Annotated in this window: 19 protein-coding genes, 1 tRNA gene and 1 pseudogene; 16 read left to right on the top strand and 5 right to left on the bottom strand. The window is 40.1% G+C overall.

Features of this window, described 5'->3' with window-relative positions; genetic code table 11:
• Positions 1 to 29 precede the first annotated feature (29 nt).
• The 3 genes and pseudogenes from FTT63_RS02295 to FTT63_RS02285 all read left to right on the top strand — a co-directional run.
• Positions 30 to 383, top strand: a pseudogene (locus FTT63_RS02295) (GreA/GreB family elongation factor); the annotation flags it as partial.
• Between the two features lie 90 nt (positions 384 to 473).
• Positions 474 to 563 (top strand) — tRNA-Ser (locus tag FTT63_RS02290).
• Between the two features lie 168 nt (positions 564 to 731).
• Complete coding sequence (locus tag FTT63_RS02285) at positions 732 to 1,955, top strand: integrase arm-type DNA-binding domain-containing protein (protein WP_180191954.1); 1,224 nt, start codon at positions 732 to 734, stop codon at positions 1,953 to 1,955.
• Between the two features lie 34 nt (positions 1,956 to 1,989).
• Here the strand turns inward: FTT63_RS02285 and FTT63_RS02280 are convergent, their stop codons facing one another.
• Positions 1,990 to 2,256, bottom strand: a complete 267-nt coding sequence (locus FTT63_RS02280; protein WP_180191953.1) for an AlpA family transcriptional regulator — start codon at positions 2,254 to 2,256, stop codon at positions 1,990 to 1,992.
• 20 nt (positions 2,257 to 2,276) lie between these two features.
• Positions 2,277 to 2,564, bottom strand: coding sequence for a pyocin activator PrtN family protein (locus tag FTT63_RS02275; protein ID WP_180191952.1), 288 nt, complete (start codon positions 2,562 to 2,564; stop codon positions 2,277 to 2,279).
• A 198-nt stretch (positions 2,565 to 2,762) separates the two neighbouring features.
• Between FTT63_RS02275 and FTT63_RS02270 the strand changes: the two genes are divergently transcribed.
• Positions 2,763 to 3,800 (top strand): hypothetical protein, encoded by a 1,038-nt coding sequence (locus tag FTT63_RS02270; protein ID WP_227554669.1) that lies wholly within the window; start codon positions 2,763 to 2,765, stop codon positions 3,798 to 3,800.
• A gap of 64 nt (positions 3,801 to 3,864) precedes the next feature.
• On the opposite strand, the gene FTT63_RS02265 is transcribed toward FTT63_RS02270, so the two are convergent.
• Complete coding sequence (locus FTT63_RS02265) at positions 3,865 to 4,776, bottom strand: hypothetical protein (RefSeq protein WP_180191950.1); 912 nt, start codon at positions 4,774 to 4,776, stop codon at positions 3,865 to 3,867.
• 480 nt (positions 4,777 to 5,256) lie between these two features.
• Here FTT63_RS02265 and FTT63_RS02260 point away from each other — a divergent pair, with 480 nt between their 5' ends.
• The 7 genes from FTT63_RS02260 (at position 5,257) to FTT63_RS02230 (ending at position 11,234) form a co-directional block, all read left to right on the top strand.
• Positions 5,257 to 6,126, top strand: a complete 870-nt coding sequence (locus FTT63_RS02260) for an inovirus-type Gp2 protein (RefSeq protein ID WP_180191949.1) — start codon at positions 5,257 to 5,259, stop codon at positions 6,124 to 6,126.
• 108 nt (positions 6,127 to 6,234) lie between these two features.
• Positions 6,235 to 6,507 (top strand): hypothetical protein, encoded by a 273-nt coding sequence (locus FTT63_RS02255; protein ID WP_180191948.1) that lies wholly within the window; start codon positions 6,235 to 6,237, stop codon positions 6,505 to 6,507.
• Between the two features lie 20 nt (positions 6,508 to 6,527).
• Entirely contained in the window at positions 6,528 to 7,562 is a 1,035-nt protein-coding gene (locus tag FTT63_RS02250) for a DUF932 domain-containing protein (RefSeq protein ID WP_180191947.1), read from the top strand.
• Between the two features lie 149 nt (positions 7,563 to 7,711).
• Positions 7,712 to 8,776 carry a YqaJ viral recombinase family protein gene (locus tag FTT63_RS02245; RefSeq protein WP_180191946.1) on the top strand — a complete coding sequence of 355 codons (1,065 nt, stop codon included), beginning with the start codon at positions 7,712 to 7,714 and terminating at the stop codon, positions 8,774 to 8,776.
• A 277-nt stretch (positions 8,777 to 9,053) separates the two neighbouring features.
• Positions 9,054 to 9,953 carry a hydrolase or metal-binding protein gene (locus FTT63_RS02240; protein WP_180191945.1) on the top strand — a complete coding sequence of 300 codons (900 nt, stop codon included), beginning with the start codon at positions 9,054 to 9,056 and terminating at the stop codon, positions 9,951 to 9,953.
• Positions 9,954 to 10,189: 236 nt separating this feature from the next.
• Positions 10,190 to 10,567, top strand: a complete 378-nt coding sequence (locus FTT63_RS02235; RefSeq protein WP_227554668.1) for a hypothetical protein — start codon at positions 10,190 to 10,192, stop codon at positions 10,565 to 10,567.
• Positions 10,568 to 10,712: 145 nt separating this feature from the next.
• Positions 10,713 to 11,234: a hypothetical protein gene (locus tag FTT63_RS02230; protein WP_180191944.1), complete on the top strand. Its 522-nt coding sequence runs from the start codon at positions 10,713 to 10,715 to the stop codon at positions 11,232 to 11,234.
• A gap of 38 nt (positions 11,235 to 11,272) precedes the next feature.
• On the opposite strand, the gene FTT63_RS02225 is transcribed toward FTT63_RS02230, so the two are convergent.
• Both FTT63_RS02225 and FTT63_RS02220 read right to left on the bottom strand, forming a co-directional pair.
• Entirely contained in the window at positions 11,273 to 11,869 is a 597-nt protein-coding gene (locus FTT63_RS02225; RefSeq protein ID WP_180191943.1) for a putative adenosine monophosphate-protein transferase Fic, read from the bottom strand.
• A gap of 12 nt (positions 11,870 to 11,881) precedes the next feature.
• Positions 11,882 to 12,052: a YhfG family protein gene (locus tag FTT63_RS02220; RefSeq protein WP_180191942.1), complete on the bottom strand. Its 171-nt coding sequence runs from the start codon at positions 12,050 to 12,052 to the stop codon at positions 11,882 to 11,884.
• A 300-nt stretch (positions 12,053 to 12,352) separates the two neighbouring features.
• On the opposite strand from FTT63_RS02220, the gene FTT63_RS02215 reads away from it, so the two are divergent.
• Genes FTT63_RS02215 through zorB1 form a run of 5 tightly spaced genes read left to right on the top strand, consistent with a single transcriptional unit; the run spans position 12,353 to position 22,086 of the window.
• Positions 12,353 to 14,638 carry a class I SAM-dependent DNA methyltransferase gene (locus tag FTT63_RS02215; protein ID WP_180191941.1) on the top strand — a complete coding sequence of 762 codons (2,286 nt, stop codon included), beginning with the start codon at positions 12,353 to 12,355 and terminating at the stop codon, positions 14,636 to 14,638.
• Positions 14,638 to 15,981, top strand: coding sequence for a restriction endonuclease subunit S (locus tag FTT63_RS02210; RefSeq protein ID WP_180191940.1), 1,344 nt, complete (start codon positions 14,638 to 14,640; stop codon positions 15,979 to 15,981). The genes FTT63_RS02215 and FTT63_RS02210 overlap by 1 nt, the downstream gene beginning before the upstream one ends.
• Complete coding sequence (locus FTT63_RS02205) at positions 15,978 to 19,226, top strand: type I restriction endonuclease subunit R (RefSeq protein ID WP_180191939.1); 3,249 nt, start codon at positions 15,978 to 15,980, stop codon at positions 19,224 to 19,226. The genes FTT63_RS02210 and FTT63_RS02205 overlap by 4 nt, the downstream gene beginning before the upstream one ends.
• Positions 19,227 to 19,275: 49 nt before the next feature.
• The gene (gene zorA / locus FTT63_RS02200; RefSeq protein WP_180191938.1) at positions 19,276 to 21,336 is read left to right on the top strand and encodes an anti-phage ZorAB system protein ZorA; all 2,061 of its coding nucleotides are present in this window, start codon (positions 19,276 to 19,278) and stop codon (positions 21,334 to 21,336) included.
• Between the two features lie 18 nt (positions 21,337 to 21,354).
• Positions 21,355 to 22,086, top strand: coding sequence for a type I Zorya anti-phage system protein ZorB1 (zorB1, locus tag FTT63_RS02195; RefSeq protein WP_031980558.1), 732 nt, complete (start codon positions 21,355 to 21,357; stop codon positions 22,084 to 22,086).
• Positions 22,087 to 22,089: the final 3 nt, after the last annotated feature.

Below are 22,089 nucleotides of genomic sequence, written 5' to 3'. Positions count from 1 at the left end.
TAATAGTATGTTATATGGTGGGGTTATAATACCAATATAACAAGCAGCTGCTGCGCAAGATTGACCGTCGGGTACGTTACCTCGGCAAGCGGCTGGAAGAGCTGCGAATTATTGATTTTTCACCTGAACAGGAGGGCAAGGTCTATTTTGGCGCTTGGGTCGATATTGAAAATGATGATGGCGAGCAGAAAACCCTAAGAATTGTCGGGGTTGATGAAATTTATGATCATCATCCACAACATATTTCAATTGACTCGCCAATGGCGCGCGCCTTGCTGGGCAAAAGTGTGGATGATGAAGCAGTAGTGCAGACGCCATCAGGTGCAAAACACTGGTATATTGTCGACATTCGCTATGAAAAGTTTGAAAATTCAGCAAATTAAACGATTTTGATTTTATTTTGTACAGTCGGTTGCGAAAACCTGGAAAAATATTTGCCAAGTTAAAATTTTCTTTATATGATAGCCGCCATTGGAAGCGTGGCAGAGTGGTTTAATGCACCGGTCTTGAAAACCGACGAGGGTGTGAGTCCTCCGTGAGTTCGAATCTCACCGCTTCCGCCAAATTCAAATTTCTGACACTGTTTAACTCTGTATAAGTTTATGATTTATAAAGTTAAAGTTGGAAATATATGATATAACAGGCTCTGACGCACTACGCCAATCACTAGTTATATTGTAGTAAAAAATGCAGTAAGATTATTTCTTACTGCATTTTTTTATGTCTGAACTATGGTAACTCGTGGAATCAATAAGCTCAGTGCTTTACAAGTTAAAAAAGCTAAACCAGACCCTGACAAGATGTACAAACTTTCAGATGGGGGGAATTTGTATTTACGAGTGGATCGTAGCGGTAGCAAATACTGGATATTTAACTATACGCGCCCCTTTTTAGGTAAACGTAACGATCTATCTTTAGGTACTTATCCCGAGGTTTCGCTGGATGATGCTCGAACTATCCGTGATGAATATAAGAAGCTGATTAAGCAAGGTATTGACCCTGCAATGGAACGGATTGAAACAAAATCACAAAAACAAAAGGAAGCTGAAAATACCTTTCGTGTCGTCTGTGAGGAATGGTTGCATAAGCGTGAATTAGAACTAAAGCAGGATGAAGAAACAATCCGTCGCTTAAAGCATGATGTTTATCCTTATATTGGTGACTTAACCTTTCCACAACTCACCCTTGAAATACTTGAGGCTAAAGTTTTTAAGCGAATTATTGATCGTGGAGCTTTATCTGTTGCTAAACGTCTTAAATCAGACCTAAACCAGATTTTCAAATCGGCACGTAAAAAGAAGCTGATTCAATATAATCCAATTGAAGATATTGATTTACCTAAACCACAAGGTGGTAATTTTGCGGCCGTGACCGAAGAACAAGACTTAGCTCCTATGCTGAATAAAATTTGGAACTACTCCAAACTATATACACGCTGCTTATTAACAACACAGGTTGCGTTAAAAATCTCTGTATTAACTTTTCAGAGACCAGGAGAAATTCGTCAGCTTAAAAAAGAGTATTATTATCCCAAGGAACGCTGTTTTAAATTTACTGTCAGTAAAACTAAGCAGCTACATATTGTCCCTCTGTCGGATAAGGCATTTGAGTTGATCGAATCAATTATCAATCTGCATCCATATAGTGAATACATCTTTGTTGGTCGGGATGGTAAAACCTGTATTTCTGATAATACAGTGAATTCAGCCCTAAAACGTCTAGGCTATGGCGGCCAGCAAACGGCACATGGATTGAGAGCGACAGCACGTACCATGCTGGATGAAATTCTAGAGCAGCGAGTAGATTTTATCGAGCATCAATTAGCGCATAAGGTGAAAGATAACAATGGGACAGCTTATAACCGAACCAAGTTTCTGAATAAACGCCAAGAGATGATGCAGGAATGGGCGGATTACTTGGAGTCTTTGCTTGAGCCTAATTATAAAATCCAATAAGAAGAAAGCCTGTCATAAGACAGGCTGATTTAATTTATGCGGCTTTCAATGCCTTTTGTTCAAGCCAAGCATTGATTTGGCTTTCGGTCCAAGTTGGCATACTTGCAGTTAAATACGTTGGTTCAGGAAAATCACCCCGACGAATCATCTTCCAGAAAGTCGATTCTGCAACATTTAGCAAGCCTTTAGTTGCAGGTTTGTGAGACAGTCGACGTCTGCGACCACTACGGTCTATATAGTCCCTTGCTGGGCGTTCAGGATAATTCACTAAATCTTTTACACGATAGCGAGCTTCTAACATTTTTTCCTCCATGTAATGAATCATTTTGTTGATTGGATTGATTTTTGTATAGAGGCTTTAAAGCTCTGATAACTTTTTAAATAAATTTCATCCATAACGTTAGCCAGTTCATGTATCTCAACAAAGAAAGCACCTTTCTGACTTTCATCAATACGAAAGCATGTGAAAGGAAACCTTTGTTGACGTGCTTTTTCCTGCATTTTTTCTATACACAAATGCGGATAATACTCTTTTCTGATGTCCTCCAATTTTATAAAAGTTGAGCGGAACTTTAAAAATAAATAATCAGTTGTACTTAGGCGATCCATGATGACTCCATTAAATTTGATCTGATACAAACCGAAGCAAGATAAAAATGTAGTAGGGACAACCTGACATTTTTCTGTATTGCTTTGATAGAGAGGATTGTAAAGAGGGAGAAAGTTTGAAAAAATGCAGAAAAAAGGATTACTTATTTCTACACTATGCCCACACTCACAGATACTCAAAATGCTGTACTCAATATCATGGATTACTTATTTATTCAGGATGTAGAATCACTTGCATCTTTTAATGAAGCCAAAAATTCTTTCAATAAGGATATATTGTCAATAATCGATCGTATTAACTCAGCTAGAAGTAATAATGGCAAAACAGCAGAGTTGTATAAACACTATGTGTTGTGCAGTCTTGAGGTGATGTTGAATCTTCCATTTGAAATAGAAGGCTTAATTGATGAAGAGCAATTGGATAAATCTAAATTTGTTTTGGATAAAATTATTAATGGTGTATTAGAAAATGATTTTTATGAAGATGAGTTTCAGGATGATTTAAATAATCTATTTAAATATTTTGAAGGCTTAAGGCAGGATAAAGGTACGATTTATAAGTTGGTGAGACAAAGTCTTTATTTTGAATATTATAATGTTGCGATTGTAGCATACAAAAAGTTTATAGATTTAGAAATTTTAAATACACAACAATATGTCCCTAGCTTATCAACAGTGGATATAAATTTTATTGAAACTTCATTTTTTAGATCAATGCTATTAATTGAGTTTGATATTTTAAAAAGACAGTTTGATGTTGAAAAAGATTTTAAAGACAAGAAAATAGAGCTGGATTTAAATAGCTCGATAGAAGAAATCGAGAGTATGTTTTCAGCTATTCGGTTAATAAAAAAAGTTCAACTTAAAGCTGATTCTGGTTTTCAGAGTATCTTGGATATTGATGTGAATAATAAAAAAGAAGTAGAGGAATATATAGTCAGCCTAAGTGAGGCGTTAGGGCATGAAACTTTATTTTTTAAAAATATTCCAGCCTGTATTGGATTTATGGGTTGTTGGATTATGATTCAATCTAAGGAGACTAATTTAGATAGTCCGATGTATTATGAATTATTTGACGCAAAACTTAAAAAATCATCAAAGAAGTATCCTAACGATAATAAGGCGAGAGAAATAATAGCGAAATATGGTTTTGATATTAGAAAAAGAACCTTACATTCACGTTATATTGAATTTTATAATTTTTATGACAAGATGAGAACGTCATTGAAATTTTAAAAAAAATTGTTTGACTATACTAATAAATATATTATTAGTATAGTCAAAATGATTAATGTTATTTTTAATAAAATGATTCTCCAGAATGATCTGCACATTCCTCAATGTAATTCTTATTAATTAAATGCTCAATAACTTGTTCCTCAGTCATATTGCTTTTAAAAGCTAATTTATGTAAAGCCTCTTTTGCTCTCTTAGATAGAGCGTAATAATGAGGTTTTCTCACTTTATTCGATTGTCTATATTTTTTTTGATACCAAGCATTAGAAAGTTTTTTACGTAAAGAATAGTGGACTTCTTCATTTTCATAATAAAGCATATCGAAAATTGAATTGACGACAATACGGTATTCCGATTCTTCAGTTGGACTGTAAGATTTACTTCTATAGGCTGGATTTTCATCCATATACTTTTTTGCCCAAATATAAAAATTGTTATCTTCATCATCTTTGAAGTGAGATGGATATTTTGAGTGTATCTCACTGAATTTGGAAATAAGTCTCTCAATACGTCGTGGATTTTCATAATAAGAAGGGTAAGTCAAAGCAACATATAAAAAATTTATATATCGCGACTTAAAGTTTGTTAACTCTCTTTCTCTAACCTCCTTATTCATTAATTTGCAGACAAAATTTAAAAATCTCTTATTGTTTTTAAACTCTGTAAAATCAATACCTGATACATTAATTTTGCTTTTAAAGTTAACCAAGTCGGCTAGTAATTCATCGATATCAACGCTGTGATAATTCTCACAAATTTTAAGAATATAATTTTTAATGTCTTTAAGTTGCTTGAAACTATTTAGACAATCAATGTCAGAATTTAAATCTGAATCTATTTGTTCCCTTGTTCTATGTTCATAGGATCTAAAACTCTCTTGCCATTTATTAAAAACATGTAAAGCCCAAACCAGTTCTTCATCTGTATATGGTGAAATAAATGTCTTAAGGTCTTCAAGGGCAGCTCTGTTGTTCATATTTAAACCTATCTTACGGAAATCTTACAGAATACTTTACGGGTGAATTCCATGATCTACCAGTAATTTTTCCGTCTGATTTAGGGTGATTTAGCAAGATTTTTTCGATTGCTTTTCATTAGTAGGTTCTCATGCTATAAATCGGAAAAATAGGTTTTGGGTAGTTTTAAAGTATATTTATATATGTTTTTAATAGTAACTTGGATTTGTTATGTGACGCATAACTTTTTTATCTTATCTGAGTTGTTTTTAATTTTTTAATATTTTGTGGAGGTGTTGTATTTGCTGGGTTTGATTTGGTTTTATACTATTTTTGTTTGGTATTTTTATTGTGTGGGGTGTTTGAAAAATACAGGTTTTTAATATTATTAATTAATATTAACTTAGATATCAATAATTACCTTGGTAATGAGTTCTTTCAAGAGAACTCATGGTTAGTTTGAATGACTTTAGGTCTTATTGGATTATGCTGGAAGAATTATGTACGAAAAAGTTAATGAGTCAGTTTTGCTGATTAAATTAGAAGATATCACCCAGGTGTGGATAAAATTAAAAAAAGAACCTGATACATTTTTTCGTGAATTCGCAAAATTACTTTTGCAGTTTAAGAAAATAAATCATCCAAATTATCGCTATTTTGGATGTATAAATGCTTGGCGTGACTTCTTGAATGAGAATGATATTGTAGGACTGACATTCAGTGAGTTGGTCGAATATTTGCAGGCAAAAAGCTTTCAAGAATATCAAAAGTATTTTATGCATTATAAATCTCGACATTTATATGCTTTAAGGCGACATAGGGCAGATGAGAAAAGAAACAAGGAATCTCTTAAGGAAAAGGTGCAAGAGGCAATTCAGCATTATTCTAAGTCAGAGGTAGTACGTGTTGATTTGTCCTATTTACAAAAATCACAAGACTCTATTGGTTTGGAAGACTTTTATGATGATATGGAGGAGTTGCGTAAAGGGATTGGTAAACGGGTAGAGCCGTTTGATCACTTGGTTGATTATGCTTGGGCTTTAGAGCAGGGCAGAACAAAAGGCTATCATTGCCATTTGTTATTAATTTTCAATGGGCACAAGAAGCAGGCTGCATGGGGAATAGCTAAACAGGTGGGTGATTATTGGAAAGGCATTACTGGTAATGAGGGTTGTTATTTTAATTGCCATGATCCAGACCAATTGGAGCAATACAAAAAACTTAATATTTTAGGGGTTGGTCGAATTCACCGTGATAATGAGGAAGAAGTAGATCGATTACTTAATGCTGTAACTTATCTCGTTCGTCCTGAAAAGGAAGAGCAGCATTTGAGAATTAAGCCGTTTTTTAGAATGCGAACTTATCAGTAGATCCCAAAAAATTATAGATATACATCATCTACATGAACAATGAGTGTTTATTCCTACATTCAAAGGCTTATCAGCCGGTAAGTCTTTTTCATTTTAGAGGTATATCTTATGAATATTACATGTCCATTCTGCCACTCCGAAAACGTCAGCCGTGTGGTGAACCAGCAGTCCTCCAGTCAGGGCAGCCTGTCTTCGATGACCTGTGCCGGTATTGGTGCCAGCATTTCAAAAAGTTTGCCGATGCCGATCTCTCCGTGGATGGGTGGAATTGCAGGGGCAGTGGTTGGTGGTTTGATTGATAGTTTCATTCAGCCAGCTCGACCAGCAGTAGCATCCGTTCGTTATTTCCACTGCCATCATTGCCAACGCAATTTTGATTAACCCGGTTCAGGAGAAAAGATATGGCGCATCAAGTCGAACAAATGGCGTATGTCGGTCAAACTCCTTGGCATGGCTTAGGTAATCAACTCACTCAAAATCAGCCGATTGAAATCTGGGCCCAGCAAGCAGGCATGGATTGGCGGATTGAGTCCTCCAATGTCAGCTACATGGCACAGAATGAACGCGGGCAGAGCATCATCATACCTTATGAAGAACAGCGGGTACTGTATCGTTCAGATACCCATGCACCCTTGTCTGTGGTCAGTCAGCGTTATCAGGAAGTTCAGCCGATGGAGATTCTGGAGTTCTACCGGGATCTGACCGAGCAATCCGGTTTTGAATTGGAAACCGCGGGTGTACTGAAAGGCGGGAAGAAGTTCTGGGCATTGGCACGTACTGGACAAAGCACAGCACTCAAGGGCAAGGATGTCAGCAATGGTTATATTTTATTGGCAACAGCCTGTGATGGTACGTTGGCCACCACAGCACAGTTCACCAATATCCGTGTGGTGTGTAATAACACCTTAGCAATTGCCTTACGTGGACAAAGTAGCAATGCTGGTGTGGTCAAAGTCCCGCACAGTACCAAGTTTGATGCGGACAAGGTCAAACAACAATTGGGTATTTCAGTCCGTGCATGGGATGAACACATGTATGAAATGAAACAGCTGAGTCAACGTAAAGTCACCCAAGGTGAAGCGGCTGCTTATTTTGATGCGGTGTTTAACAACACCAACATGAGTGTGATCGACCAGGAGGAGAACATCATTCAGTTCTATCGCAATATCGCTACTCCAAATCCAGCCAAAGAAAAGTCTGAACCGAATGGACGTGCCATGAATAAGGTCATGGATATGTTCAATGGTCAGGGGCGTGGTGCAGAACTCAGCTCAGCCAAAGATACTGCCTATGGTTTGCTGTGTTCAATCACCGAGTTTGCTGACCATGAACGTCGTGCCATGAGTACCGATCACCGCCTCGATTCAGCCTGGTTTGGTACTGGTGCTGCGTTAAAGCAGCGTGGACTAGAACAGGCGCTTCGCTTGGTGGTTTAATTTTCATTTAAGCCAGTGTTATTACAATAATGGTCAAGGGTCATGCAGATGATCCTTCTCCAGTGAAAACCCCCTTTTGCCACATCTCCAGATGTGGCTTTTTTTATGCCGAAAATTTTACAGAACTCAATATTTATAAGGATCAGAGCATGAATCAGATTGCACCGATAAATACACCTCAAAGCCCTCATTTTCCAATTACGAATGAGATGAATGAATCAAATACCGCAGCTAAACGAACAGCGACAGCCAAACGTTTAGCCAATACTAAAAATATGGATTACCAAGAATGGCTAGAAGTGCGTAAGCAAGGCATTGGCAGTAGTGATGCCGCAACCGCATGTGGATTGAATCCCTACATGTCGATGCTGGAACTGTGGATGATTAAAACTGGTCGAACTCAGCAGAATGTTGATGATGACAGCTCAGGCGTTGCACCATTGTATTGGGGCAAACAGTTAGAGCCACTGGTAGCGGAATACTACAGCTTGCATACCAATAATAAAGTGAGACGAGTCAATGCCGTGCTTCAGCATCCCGATCCGGATAAATTGTTTATGTTGGCAAATCTGGACTATGCGGTCGTGGGTAGCGATGACGTGCAGATTCTGGAATGTAAAACCGCAGGTGAGCATGGAGCAAAATTGTGGCGAGATGGTGTGCCTTTATACGTGCTGTGTCAGGTGCAACACCAACTTGCGGTAACAGGCAAACAGGCTGCACATGTCTGTGTCCTGATCTGTGGGCATGAAACCAAGATCTTTAAAGTCAGCCGTTCTGAATCAGTGATTCAACACATCATTCAGGCAGAGCGTTATTTCTGGGAATGTGTGGAAAACGATACACCGCCATCAGTCGATGCCAGTGAATCCGCAGCCAAAGCCATTCTGCAACTCTATCCAGCGCATGTACCGCTGAGCGTTGAAGATCTCTCGCAAAATGAAAATGCCAATTTGATGTTCGATCAACTCATCAAAATGAAAGAAGAGATTCAGCATAAGCAGGAACGTTTTGACCAGCTGAAGCATCACATCCAAATGCTGATGAAAGATGCTGAACGAGCCACCTTTGCTCATGGCTCGGTGGTCTGGAAGAAAGCCAAGGATTCCATCAGTCTGAATACCAAAGCATTACTTCAGCATCAGCCTGAACTCATTGAGCTTTACCCACTTCAAAAGCAGGGCAGTCGTCGATTCAACATCTATACCGACTAGCCTGTTTCAGCCCATTCAAATAGCGAGCCGCAAAAACCGCTCCCCGCCCTCCATTCGCTAGGAATAGAGGGCAAACGGTCGCGGCTTTTGTTGCTAGCAACGTTATTTATTCATTTTTAGTTGATTCAATTATTTCGAAACATGCTTCTTACATATCTACGGCTGGTCTGCTAGCAATAATCTATTTCTATTGATTGGATTTATTGAGTGTCTTTGAAACACGTCTCTTACATAGCAGCGGCAGATCTGTAAGAAAATAAATTTAAGGATATTTTCCATGATTAAAGGTTTAGCGATTACACCACCAGCTCTAGGGCGTATCAGTATTGGTCGGGTAGTAGAAAAGAATGGCAAACGCCTACCGGAAAAAGATGATCAGTTCACCATTACTTCTCAGATCCAAAACAAAGAGGGATGGATTAAACATCCATTAGATGATCAGCTTCGAGCCAGTACGCCGAATCAAAAGCTGCGCTCAATCCCCGTCAGAATGATCTTCAATGATCCTGATTTGAACTTACGCGCTGAATACACCTTATTTGACCGTCAGACTGGACGGCCAGTCTGTGTCGGTAATGGGGAAATCTGCCAGCGTTTAACCAATCAAGGCGTAGAGCAACATCCCTGTCCATCGCCAGATTTATGTCCTCTTGCTCAAGGTGGCAACTGCAAACCTTATGGGCGTCTACATGTGAATTTAGATGACTCAGATGAGTTTGGCACCTTCATCTTTAGAACCACAGGCTTCAACAGTATTCGGACTTTGGCTGCACGGCTGAGTTATTACCATGCAGCGTCAGGAGGCTTATTGTCTTGTCTGCCTTTGCAACTGACTTTAAGAGGCAAAAGCACCACACAAAGCTATCGCCAGCCGGTGTACTACGTGGATCTGACTTTACGGGAGGGCATTAGTCTGAATGAGGCGATTATTCAGGCGAAGCAAATTGATGAACAGAGTAAACAAGCTGGGTTTTATCAGGAGGCTTTGGACTTTACGGCAAGGAAGGGTTTTGCCAATGCGCGATTTGAAACAGATATAGAGGAAGGGTTGGATGTGCTGGATGAATACTATCCTGAACAAGAACAGAACCGGGCAGTGGAGCAGCAAACTTCGCCTGAAAGGTTTGTACAAGATATTCAACAGGGGTTACAGCAAAGTGTAAGAGCGGTGAATTAGAATATTCATGGCTAATTGGAAATATGAAATTAAATTTTATGGCAGAGAGAATTTTCTCTCTGCCATAAGTGGTAAGTATTATTCTTTTACCTATGACTCAAGATGAAATTTTTATTTTTAAAGGATAATTACCATTGTAAATTAATGAAAAATCAAATTTAATGGGATATCAGTCACTACATTGTTAATGTAGTGACTACAAAAATATATTTAATTTAAATCTAAAGGGGAAAAACTTGAAAAACTTTTTTTCAAAAAAAACATTGTTACTAACGTCTACACTATTTTGTAGTTTTTTATTTATATCACCCATCGCATCTGCAGCTGGAAAAGCAGCAAAATGTCAAATCGATGAAAATGGCAAAACTATTTATAAAGGCAAATGTACATTCACTCCACAAGGTAATGGCTCTTTTTATTTGTCTGGTACTAGCTTATCAAAAAGTATTGGTCTTGAAGGATTAATGGTTTGGATAGAGGAAAAAAATGTCGCTGTTGTACAGGGACCTAAGTTCCGTGGTGGTGCTGAAACTTGGGGGCAAGCAGTACGTTCTACAACCCAAAAAGCTTGTTGGGTCGGTGAAGGTAACAGTTTTAAAGTATGTGCATGGTAATTATAACTTTGTAAATATTAAGCATATTGCATTTAATATTAGAAATACAAGCTTCAAGCCTTAAAAGCCTTATTTGAACTTCGTACTATTAATATTTGCCGTATTGTTTTTCTTTAAAATAAGTTTAATTAAACTGGGAAATAAAATGAAAAAGTTATTAATTATTGTTTCTTTAATCCTAACAAGTAACGTAAGTTTTGCCAATAATCCGACCCATGGGGTTTTTATTAATGGTAAAGAAATCGATATGGAAGATACTTATAAATCTCTTGTTAAGAAACTAGGTAAAGATAGTTACATGAATTGGGAAGTTGCGGGTCTGGATATCCATGCATCAACAAATGAATATGGTTTATCGTCTTTATCGGTAACATCATTGAAACCAACAAAACATCGTGTTGAAGTATACAAGTCTAAATTTACGTTTAATGAATCACTTCGTTCGGTTGCGAATAAACTGAAGCCAGGCTGTTTTGATATCATACGTGGTAAAGGTGGAGCAACATATAGTTTTATCTCAAACACAGGTGCTGAGGGTGAAATTTCTGTAGTGGTATCTAGTACAATCAACGGTAACCCAACAGTTCAACAATTGTTAAATGCTCGAGTTGATAGTGTTGCATTTAGCTATGACGCTCTAGAACCAAATGGAACCTGTGTTGAATAAGTTAATGTAAAGGAAGCTTCGGCTTCCTTATTTTTTTGTTATTCAGGAGTGATAATGCAGGCTTCAAAAATAGCGATCAGTCCATCTAGCCGGCAGTTGAATCCATCAATATTGGCCTGAATCCAGACTTCCTTGTTGTTAATTTTACTCCACTGTACCCCATAGCCGCAGTGAGCAAGTAGGTGTTCAAAGAAGATACGCTGGGTGCGTCCATTGCCTTCTCTGAAAGGGTGAATGACATTAAGTTCACAATAAAAATCAGCGATTTTTTGGATAAGTACTGGTTTGGCTAAACCTTGAAAATAGTTCTGCTGCTCAAGTTGCTTGAAGAGCTTATTGGCTTCAATTTCAATACGCGGGAAGGTACAAAAGCGGGTATCGCCTTTGGCAATATCCACTTGTCTTAGTTCACCTGCCCAGGCATACAGGTCTGAAAAGAGCTGAAAGTGAATGGATTGCAGGTATTTGAGATCGTAAGGTGGCTCCGCATACTCAATTCGTGTGCTGGCATACTCAGTCAACTCCAGTTCTGCTTGTTGCAGAATTTTAGCATCCTGAATGTTCAGTTTGTTTTTGAGGACGTCCGAGTCGGGGTAACAGTAAATGCTGTCACCCATTTCACCATATTTATCCATAAGGAAGCCTGATCACGATTCCGAGGTCTGTGAGAATTTCTTATATTTCTGTAGAATCTGAGCTTTACTTAATGCCGGTGTGTTTGAGGACGGGTTAATGCCTTCCAGCTTTAAACTGGCTTGATAATTCTGCAAGCGCGTAGCTTGGATATATTTTTTTTTCTGTTCGAGAGTGTTTAGCATTTCGGAATTTCCTTGAACAAAGGTAATGTAAGCCTAGTTTAGCAGATGGGCTTATAAATAGGCACGGCTTTCAAAAGCAGGGTTGTAGCGTTATGGTGGATGAACCTTCTATGAGAAAAATCTGAAACCAGACGACAAAATTTGTCGCTTAACTGTCATGCAATAAATGAATAATCAACAATCTGCTTTTAAATAATATAATATTATCCAACAGTTAAAAAATTATCAGTATTATCTCTAGCAACCGAAGTGTCGCCAGATACTGATCACAGATAAGAATTCAGGAATTGATTCACCACTATGACCAACAATAACTTTTCACAAATCGCTTCTTTCATCTGGTCGGTTGCTGACCTACTGCGTGGTGACTTCAAACAATCGCAATATGGCCGCATCATTCTGCCATTTACCTTGTTGCGTCGTCTGGAGTGTGTACTGGAAGAAAGCAAGGCAGCGGTACTGGCAGAACATGAAAAAGTCTCCAAGCTGAAACTGCCAGAAGAAGCTCAAGAAAAGTTATTGCTGCGTGCCACCAACGGTCTAGCCTTCTTTAACACCTCCCCAATGGATCTCAGCAAAATGGGGCAGAGTGATATCAAGGCCAACTTAAGCACCTATGTGCAAAGTTTCTCTAAAGATGCTCGTGAGATATTTGAATACTTTAACTTCATCGAATTTGCAGGCTTACTCGATGATGCCAACCTTTTGTATAAAGTCGTGCAAAAGTTTGCTACCACGGATCTGAGTCCAAAGAACGTATCCAACCATGACATGGGCTTGGTGTTTGAAGAACTGATCCGTCGTTTTGCCGAAGGTTCTAATGAAACGGCTGGGGAACACTTTACCCCGCGTGACATCGTACGTTTGACCACTGCACTGGTGTTTATGGAAGATGATGACGTCCTGACTAAAGACGGCATTATCCGTACCATTTACGACCCGACAGCCGGGACGGGTGGCTTCCTGTCTTCAGGCATGGAATATCTGCATGAGCTGAATCCAAATGCGGTGATGCGTGCTTTTGGTCAGGAACTCAATCCGGAATCCTACGCCATCTGTAAAGCCGACATGCTGATTAAAGGCCAGGACGTGAGCCGGATTAAACTCGGCAACACGCTGTCGAATGACCAGCTTGCTGTGGATCAGTTTGACTACATGCTGTCGAATCCACCCTTTGGCGTGGACTGGAAAAAAATCGAACAGGACATCAAGGATGAGCATGAACAAAAAGGCTTTGATGGACGTTTCGGTGCCGGCTTGCCACGTGTGTCCGATGGTTCATTATTATTCCTGATGCACCTGATCAGCAAGATGCGTGATGCCAGCAGTAGCGAGAGCGGTAGCCGCATCGGGATTATCCTGAATGGTTCACCTTTATTTACCGGTAGTGCAGGCAGTGGTGAAAGCGAGATCCGTCGCTACATTTTAGAAGCCGACTTGCTTGAAGCAATCATTGCCCTACCCAACGACATGTTCTACAACACCGGGATTGCCACCTATATCTGGATACTCAGCAATAAAAAAGCCGCTGAACGCAAAGGCAAGGTACAACTGATCAATGCCTCAAACCTCAGTACCAAAATGCGTAAGTCGCTGGGTTCAAAACGTAACTATCTGACTGAAGCTGAAATTGCCACCATTACCCAAAATTACGGTGACTTTGTCGCGGTAGACACCTTGGCGCAGGATGGCGAAACCGAACAGCAAAAACCATTTGCCAGCAAAATCTTTGACAGTCATGAATTTGGTTACCGTCGCGTGACCATTGAACGTCCATTACGTTTATCGGCACAGATCACGGATAGCGCGATTGCTGCATTACGTTTTGCGCCGAAACCGTTTAATGCCGTGATGCAAAGTATCGATGCGCAATTGGGCACAGCCTTTGGTACAGTGTGGACAGCTGAAACTTATGGTCAGTTGCAGGACGTGGCGCTTGAGGTGCGTGCCCTGATTAAAGCCGAGTTCCCTGAGCTAAAAGAAAAAGACATTAAAGAGGTGCTGGACAGCAAAATCTGGCTGTTCCAGAAAGCCCTGATGGAAAAAGCCGAGGCGTTACAAGAGGTGATTGGTACTGAGCAGTTTGATGATTTTAACCAGTTTGATGAAGTGCTGAAAAAAGCCCTCAAGCAAACCGACATCAAGCTGGATGCCAAAGAGAAGAAACAACTGTTAGATGCCATTACCTGGAAAAATCCGGAAGCGGAACCGGTGATTAACAAGGTGCTGAAACAGGCGGAAAACCCACTGTATGGTCAGTTTAGTTATAAAGGCAAAGTGGTGGAGTTTGTGCAGGATGGGGATTTGCGTGATGCCGAGAATATCGCACTGAATCCAAAGGTCAGTACCACAGAGCTTATTGAAGACTACTTTAAACGTGAAGTCCAGCCACACGTGGCCGATGCTTGGATCAATGCTGACAAGCGCGATGAAAAGGATGGCGAGATTGGTATTGTTGGGTATGAAATTCCGTTTAACCGTCATTTCTACGTGTACCAGCCACCACGTGACCTAAGTGAGATTGATGCGGATCTGGATGCGGTGAGTGCTGAGATTATGCAGCTGCTACAAGAGGTGCATTCATAATGGCAAAGTATCAGGCCTATGCAGAGTATAAGGATTCAGGGGTTGGTTTTTTAGGTGAGATTCCTGAACATTGGATTGTCAGTAAAGTTAAATACTTAGCTCCATTTCAAGTGGGATGGACTCCGCCGACTAAAAATGATTCCAATTTTATTGGAGATAATCTTTGGGTTAATATTTCAGATTTAAAAGGTAAGGTAATTAACAATACGGTTAAGCAGATATCTGATAAAGCCGCTTTAGAAGCATCTATGGATATCACCCCTAAAGGCTCTCTGATGTATAGCTTTAAGTTATCTGTTGGAACTGTTTCATTTGCTGGTTGTGATATGTATACCAATGAAGCAATCGCATCATTTCTACATTCAGCAAAACTGCCTTTGTCTTATTTGTATTATGCTTTGCCTAAATTTGTTATCGAGAATGCTTCAACCAATATTTATGGTGCAAATATTCTTAATCAAGAACTGATAAGAAATGCTTTATTAGTCAAGATACCTTATATTGAAGCGGAAAAGATCGCCAACTTCCTCGACCACGAAACTGCCAAAATCGATCACCTGATTGAAAAACAAAAACAACTGATTGAATTGCTTAAAGAAAAACGCCAAGCGGTGATTAGTCATGCCGTAACCAAAGGACTCGATCCGAATGTCCTGATGAAAGATTCGGGTGTGGAGTGGTTAGGGGAAGTGCCGGAGCATTGGAATATGGCTCCAGTCCGTAGGTATTTAGTTGAGCATCGACAAGGTTATTATACTACTGAATCATATGTTGATGAGGGATTAAAACTTTTACGTATTACTGATTTACGTGATTTAGGAGAAATTAATATATGTAATTGTCCTATGGTTAATGAAAGTGATACTACCCATTTATTTAAGTTGCAAAAAGGCGATGTTGTGTTTGCTAGAACTGGAGGTGCAGGATCGTTTGGAGTAATTACGGAAGATTATGAAAATTTAATTTATGCTTCATATTTGATCCGTTTCCGATTTATGAACAAGATATTTGAACCTGATTATTTAAGATTTTTATTTCAATCAGATTCATTTCAACTTTCTGTGAAACAAAATATTCATGGGGGCGTAAATCAAAATATTCATGCTGAAGATATTAAAAATACTGTAATTTGTGCACCATCTTTATCAGAGCAAAAGGAAATCATTGAATATTTAGAGAATCAATGTTTATTGTTTGAAAATTTAATCTATAAAGCAAGCTATAGTGTAAAATTAATGCAAGAACGCCGTACAGCCCTGATTTCATCTGCGGTTACAGGAAAGATCGACGTTCGCAATTGGCAAGCGCCAACGGTTGGGGCACACACGGAGTTAAGCGCATGAGTCTAGACGCCACCCGTGAAAGTATTTTCCAGAACGACATCATTCAGCAGATGCTGGCTCAGGGCTGGCAACTCGGTACGCCACAAGGCTACAACCGTGAAACCGCCTTGTATGAGCAGGACGTACTAGATTTTGTGCAACAAACCCAAGCACAAGACTGGCAGAAGTTTCAGCGCATCTTTCCGCAAGATACCGAACGACATTTTCTAGAAGCCGTGGTTGCCCAGCTGAAGAAAGCCGACATCAATGCCACTGATGAACAGTCACGTAGCTATGGCACTTTAGGTGTGCTGCGTCACGGAGTGAAAACCCGCAGCGCACGATTTTTCCTCTGTCAGTTTAAACCAGAACATGCGCTGAATCCGGATACCTTAGCCAACTACAATAAGAACATCTGCCGCATTGTACCAGAATTGGTCTATAGCCCGTATGCTACCGCTGCCGAGTTACAGGACATGGGCAAACAGGCCAAGAAATGGCGTATTGACTTGGTATTGTTCATTAACGGCTTTCCTGTTGCGACTCTGGAACTCAAGTCCGAGTTTAAACAGGCGGTGCAGAATGCCATGTTGCAGTACAAACGCACCCGCTTGCCGAAAGATCCAGAAACCAACAAGCCTGAACCCTTGCTGATGTTTAAGCGTGGCGCATTGGTACATTTTGCCGTGAGTCAATACGAAGTCTATATGGCGACCCAACTGGCCGGAGAAGATACTTTCTTCCTGCCATTCAATAAAGGCACGCATGACGGTGGCGCAGGCAATGATGTGCCAGAAGACCAGAATCAGTACGCTACGGCCTATCTGTGGAACGAAGTTCTCACACCGGACAATTTGCTGAATATCATTGGACGTTTTGTCCATCTGCAAATTGAAGAAAAAGAAGACTGGGAAGGCCGCAAGTACAAAAAAGAACTGCTGATCTTCCCGCGTTACCACCAGTGGAATGTGGTCACCAAACTGATCAATGCCGCCTTAGAGGAGGGCACTGGACAGAAATATCTGATTCAGCACAGTGCAGGTTCAGGTAAGTCCAACTCGATTGCCTGGACAGCACATCAGCTGTCGACCCTGTACGATCAACACAATCAGAAACTGTTTGATTCGGTGATTGTGGTCACGGATCGTACCATTCTGGATGCCCAGCTACAGGACACCATCTACCAGTTTGAACATGCCGATGGCGTGGTCGGACGCATCAACAATAAAGAAGGCGATGGCTCCAAATCGGAAAAACTGGCCAAAGCACTGGAAACCTCACAGCCGATTATCATTGTGACCATCCAGACTTTCCCCTTTGTGCTGCGTGCGATTGAAAACAGTACCAACTTGAAACAGCGACGCTATGCGGTGATTGCCGATGAAGCGCATTCTTCACAAAGCGGCTCTACGGCACGACAACTCAAAGAAGTGTTGATGCTGGAAGAGCGCGAAGAGGATGCTGAACTGTCTTCGGAAGATATTCTGGATGCGGTGGTGGCTGCACGTAAGGGCAGTAATAACCTCAGTTACTATGCCTTTACCGCCACCCCGAAAGACAAAACCCTGCAACTGTTTGGCCGTGTACCCAATCCTGAGCTACCGCCCTCCAAGCAGAACAAGCCGGAAGCTTTTCATGTCTACTCCATGCGCCAAGCCATTGAAGAAGGCTTTATTCTGGATGTGCTGAAAAACTATACCAACTATAAAGTGGTGTATAAGCTCAAACAAAAAATTGAACAAGCCGACAAACAGGTCGATGCCAAAAAAGCCAAGATCAGGCTGAATCAATGGGTACGCCTGCATGACCACAACATTTCCCAGAAAGTGAAAGTTATTGTCGAACATTTTAAAAATAACGTGATGGGCTTATTGGGTGGACAGGCTAAAGCCATGGTGGTGACCAGTTCACGTAAAGAAGCGGTGCGCTACAAGTTGGCCTTTGACAAATACGTGGCGGATCAGGGCTACAAGTCTATTCAGGCTATGGTCGCTTTCTCGGGTGAGGTTGAGTTTAATGACAAGGATACCGACAGCAGTGGTTTAGTCGGGCAGACCTTTAATGAACGCAACATGAACCCGGGGCTAAAAGGACGGGAAATGCGCAAGGCCTTTGATAGTGATGACTATCAGGTGATGCTGGTGGCTAACAAGTTCCAGACCGGCTTTGACCAACCGAAACTGTGTGCCATGTACGTGGATAAAAAACTCGGTGGTGTTGAGTGCGTACAGACTTTATCACGCCTGAACCGCACCTATCCAGGCAAAGCGGAATCCGGCACCTTTGTATTGGATTTCTTCAATGATCCTGAAGACATTCTGGCAGCCTTCCAGCCCTATTACCAAACAGCAGAACTGGCCGATGTCTCCAATCCGGATCAGATCTTTGACCTGTTTGAAAAGCTGAAAGTTACCAAGATTTTTCTGTGGACGGAAGTCGAGCAGTTTGTCGAAGCCTTCTTTACCAAGAACAAATCCAATGCAGCGATCAGTAATATCTGCAAACCTGCGGTTGAACGCTGGCAGAAACGTTATAACCAGGCCATCGAAGCCTATAACACTACCCGCGATATGCTGGAACGCTGCAAGAAAACCAATGATGCAGTGCTGATTGCCAATGCCGACAATGCTTTTAAAGATGCCAAGCTGGAAAAAGACAAGCTGGAAATCTTTAAAAAAGACTTGGGAAGCTTTACTCGTTTTTACGAGTTTATGTCGCAGATCGTGGACTACGATGACAAAGAACTGGAAAAACTTAGTCTGTATGCGCGTAACCTGCGTCCATTGCTGCGTGAAACCGCAACGAAAGACGATGAGGTAGATCTAAGTAATGTCAGTATGAGCCATTACCGCTTGTCCAAGATCCGTCAGCAAGACATCAAGCTGAAAGAAGATGCCGAAGATTTTAAGCTGGAACCGGGCAATGACCTCGGTGCAGCCAAGCCACGCGATAAGAAAGAAGAGTTCCTGTCACAGATCATTGAGCGTCTGAATGATGTCTTTATCACTGATAACCTAACCGATAAAGACATGCTGAACTATGCCTATACGGTACGTGACAAACTGGCTGAGAATGAGATTGTGATGAAGCAGATCGCCAACAATACCCGCGAACAGGCCATGCTGGGTGATTTCCCGAAAGCGATGGATGATGCCATTCTTGGCAGTAGTGCTGCACATCAGGAACAGATGATGCAGTTGCTGTCTGATCCGGCGAAGGCCAGCATATTTGCGAGAGTGATCTTTGATATGTTGAGCAGTCGATAGTTTTTAAACATTTTTAGAATTAAATTTTTGAGTATAGGGGTGTATTGATATGTTGGCTTTTGCTGAATTTCTGCAGGATTATTTTATCATTCCTGTGGGAATGCTCATTTTTGTATTATGGATTGGGTTTAAATTCTATTCTAAATATATCAAACCTGCTAAAAACCTTAGTGAGCAATTATCAGTACTAATTAATGCCTTAAAAGGAATGGATAAAAACTCTAGTCTAAATAAGCATTCATTAGATGCAAAATTCGAAAATGATACGCCTTTAAAACATGCTTGGTTGAATTACAAAAATTCTTTTCATGACATCTATGAAACTGTAGATGGAGAAGATGTACTAATTTCCTCACGTGCAACAGTATCAAGTGACGTATTTTTTTCTCAGGCTGTCATTGTGGATACCCCTTTAAGAGTTGAGTTTTATAAGCACTTGCCAGGTATTATCACTGGTGTAGGTATTATTGCTACATTTGCTGGCCTTCTATTTGGATTATTAGCTTTTGATCCCGCAGGCGATCCAGCAAAAGTTCAAGACAGTTTAGGCTTGTTATTAGGTGGGGTAAGTGAAGCATTCATGGCTTCTGCACTTGCGATAGGGACTGCAATGATTATCACTTGGCGTGAAAAATCGTGGTTGCGTCAGTGTTATGAACAGTTAGAAACTTTAACGACAGAAATTGATAAGCTTTTTGAAACTGATTCCACTGGAGAAGAGTATCTAGCTAAATTATTAAAATCCTCTCAGGCAAACGAAACCAATGCTCGTCAATTAAAAGACAGCCTTGTTAATGACTTAAAAGTCATGATGACGAATTTGGTTGAGGAAAATAAAAAGAATCAGATTGCTTTTGCTGCACAGTTAAGTGAAAGCTATGCGAAATCAAGTCAGGATATGGCGACTCAGATTGGTCAATCGATTACTGATACCTTGCAAGCACCTCTAGATAAAATTGCGTCTAGCGTACAACAAGTGAGTGGTGACCAAGGTTCAGCCGTCCAAGAACTCATGACTGATGTGCTTACAGCCTTTATGAGTAAATTGGAGTCTACGTTTGGTAGTCAAATGACGGGCATGAATGAGATGATGACTCAATCAGTATCTGCTATGAAGGAAATGCAATTAGGTTTCTCTCAATTACTGACAGATATGAAAATTAATAGTGAAACTTCGACGAAAACATTAGAAATACAGATGTCGAAAATGATTGAAGATATTCAACAAAAACAAAATGCGATGTCTAATCAAATGAATTTAATGGTGGATCATTTATCTCAAGGTGCCGCAAAAATTGGAGAACAAGGCCAACATGCGATTGAGCAGTTAAATGGCAAAGTCTCGGAGTTGATGGGGAATCTAGGCGGAACGATGTCTGAGTTAATGTCAGATGTCACGAAACAGCGTATGGAACAAGATCGTGTAATTCTAGAAAATCAGCAAAAATTGCACGAACAATCATCTGTATTAATTGATAATTTAGGAACTGAAATTAAAGATTTGATTGCACACAGTCAAAATGCGGTCCAAGTATATAAAGAAAATATTCAGAAATTATCTCAAGTGACAACGGATAGTATTACGGGTATGAATAACGGTGCTGAAAAAATGCGCTTAGCTTCTGAACAGTTTAATACTGCGGGCAGTTCTTTGATTACAGTGACTGATAAGACATCACAGCTAATTGCAGAAGTAAGTACCACCTCTACGCATTTGACCAGCGCAAGCAGCAATTTAATCTCTCTATTAAAAGACTATAAAGACTCACAAGAGAGTGTAAAACAGGCAATCAGTACTTTAGACGGTTTAATTAAACAAGCTCAAGCCGAAGTTGGTATGAGCAGTGAAATGCTGAAAGATATGAATCAGATGACAACTGCACTCAATCAAGTGAAGAAAGAAATGCAGGATTATCTTGAGCAAGTCAGTGATGTGTTGGTGAAAAGCTTTGAGAGTTTTGGTTCCTCTGTAGAAACCAGCTTAAATCATTCTTTAGGTGCTTTTGATAATACACTTGATCAAGCTGTAAAACGCCTTGCAACTGGTGTAGAGGGCTTGGGTAATTTTGTAGAAGATCTGGAAGATCTTGTACAACAAAAGAAAAACTAATTTTGGGGTACATGATTAATGTTAGGTAACAGGTACTCTAAGAAACCACGTTCTAAAGATGATGGTGAAAAACCTTTTTGGATTTCATTCGCTGATTTAATGACAGCATTAATGACCTTGTTTTTAGTCGTAATGGCTGTGTCATTAATGGTCGTAACGAAAAAAATCAATGAAGCGACTCAAGCCGAAAATCAACGTAGTTCAGAGATTTTGGATATTTGTACTAGTATTCAAAATGACGCCGCGTTGAAAAACAAGATTATTGCTGTTGATTGTAAGGACAATCGTATCAACTTTGGAGAAGCTGGTCGGTTTGGCCATAATGACTACCGGTTAAATGCAGCAGGTGTAGAGGCATTAAATACGTTAGTACCTATTGTTTTAAATGCTGCTAATAGTGAAAATGGAAAAAAATGGTTTAAACAAATTGTGATTGAAGGATTCACAGATACGGACGGTTCATATCTCTATAACTTAAACTTAAGTTTACGTCGTTCAGAATGGGTCATGTGCAATTTACTCGATCCCAAGTTTAGCCAAGGGTTAAGTTTAACTGAAGCACAAAAGAACCAGGTTAAACAATTATTTTTAGCTGGTGGGGTCTCTTTTAATTCAGCTAAGGATAGTAAAGAAGCCTCACGTCGTGTTGAGCTACGGATGCAATTCTATGGTTTAAAAGAAAAAGAGAACGCTGAACCGCAACCTCATTTTGTTTCAGCACCTGTTGAAACATGCCAATTGACACGGTGATAG

The sequence above is a fragment of the Acinetobacter sp. C15 genome, assembly GCF_013420645.1.
Classification (GTDB): Bacteria; Pseudomonadota; Gammaproteobacteria; order Pseudomonadales; family Moraxellaceae; genus Acinetobacter; species Acinetobacter indicus.
This window is presented reverse-complemented; position numbering and strand designations above follow the sequence as displayed.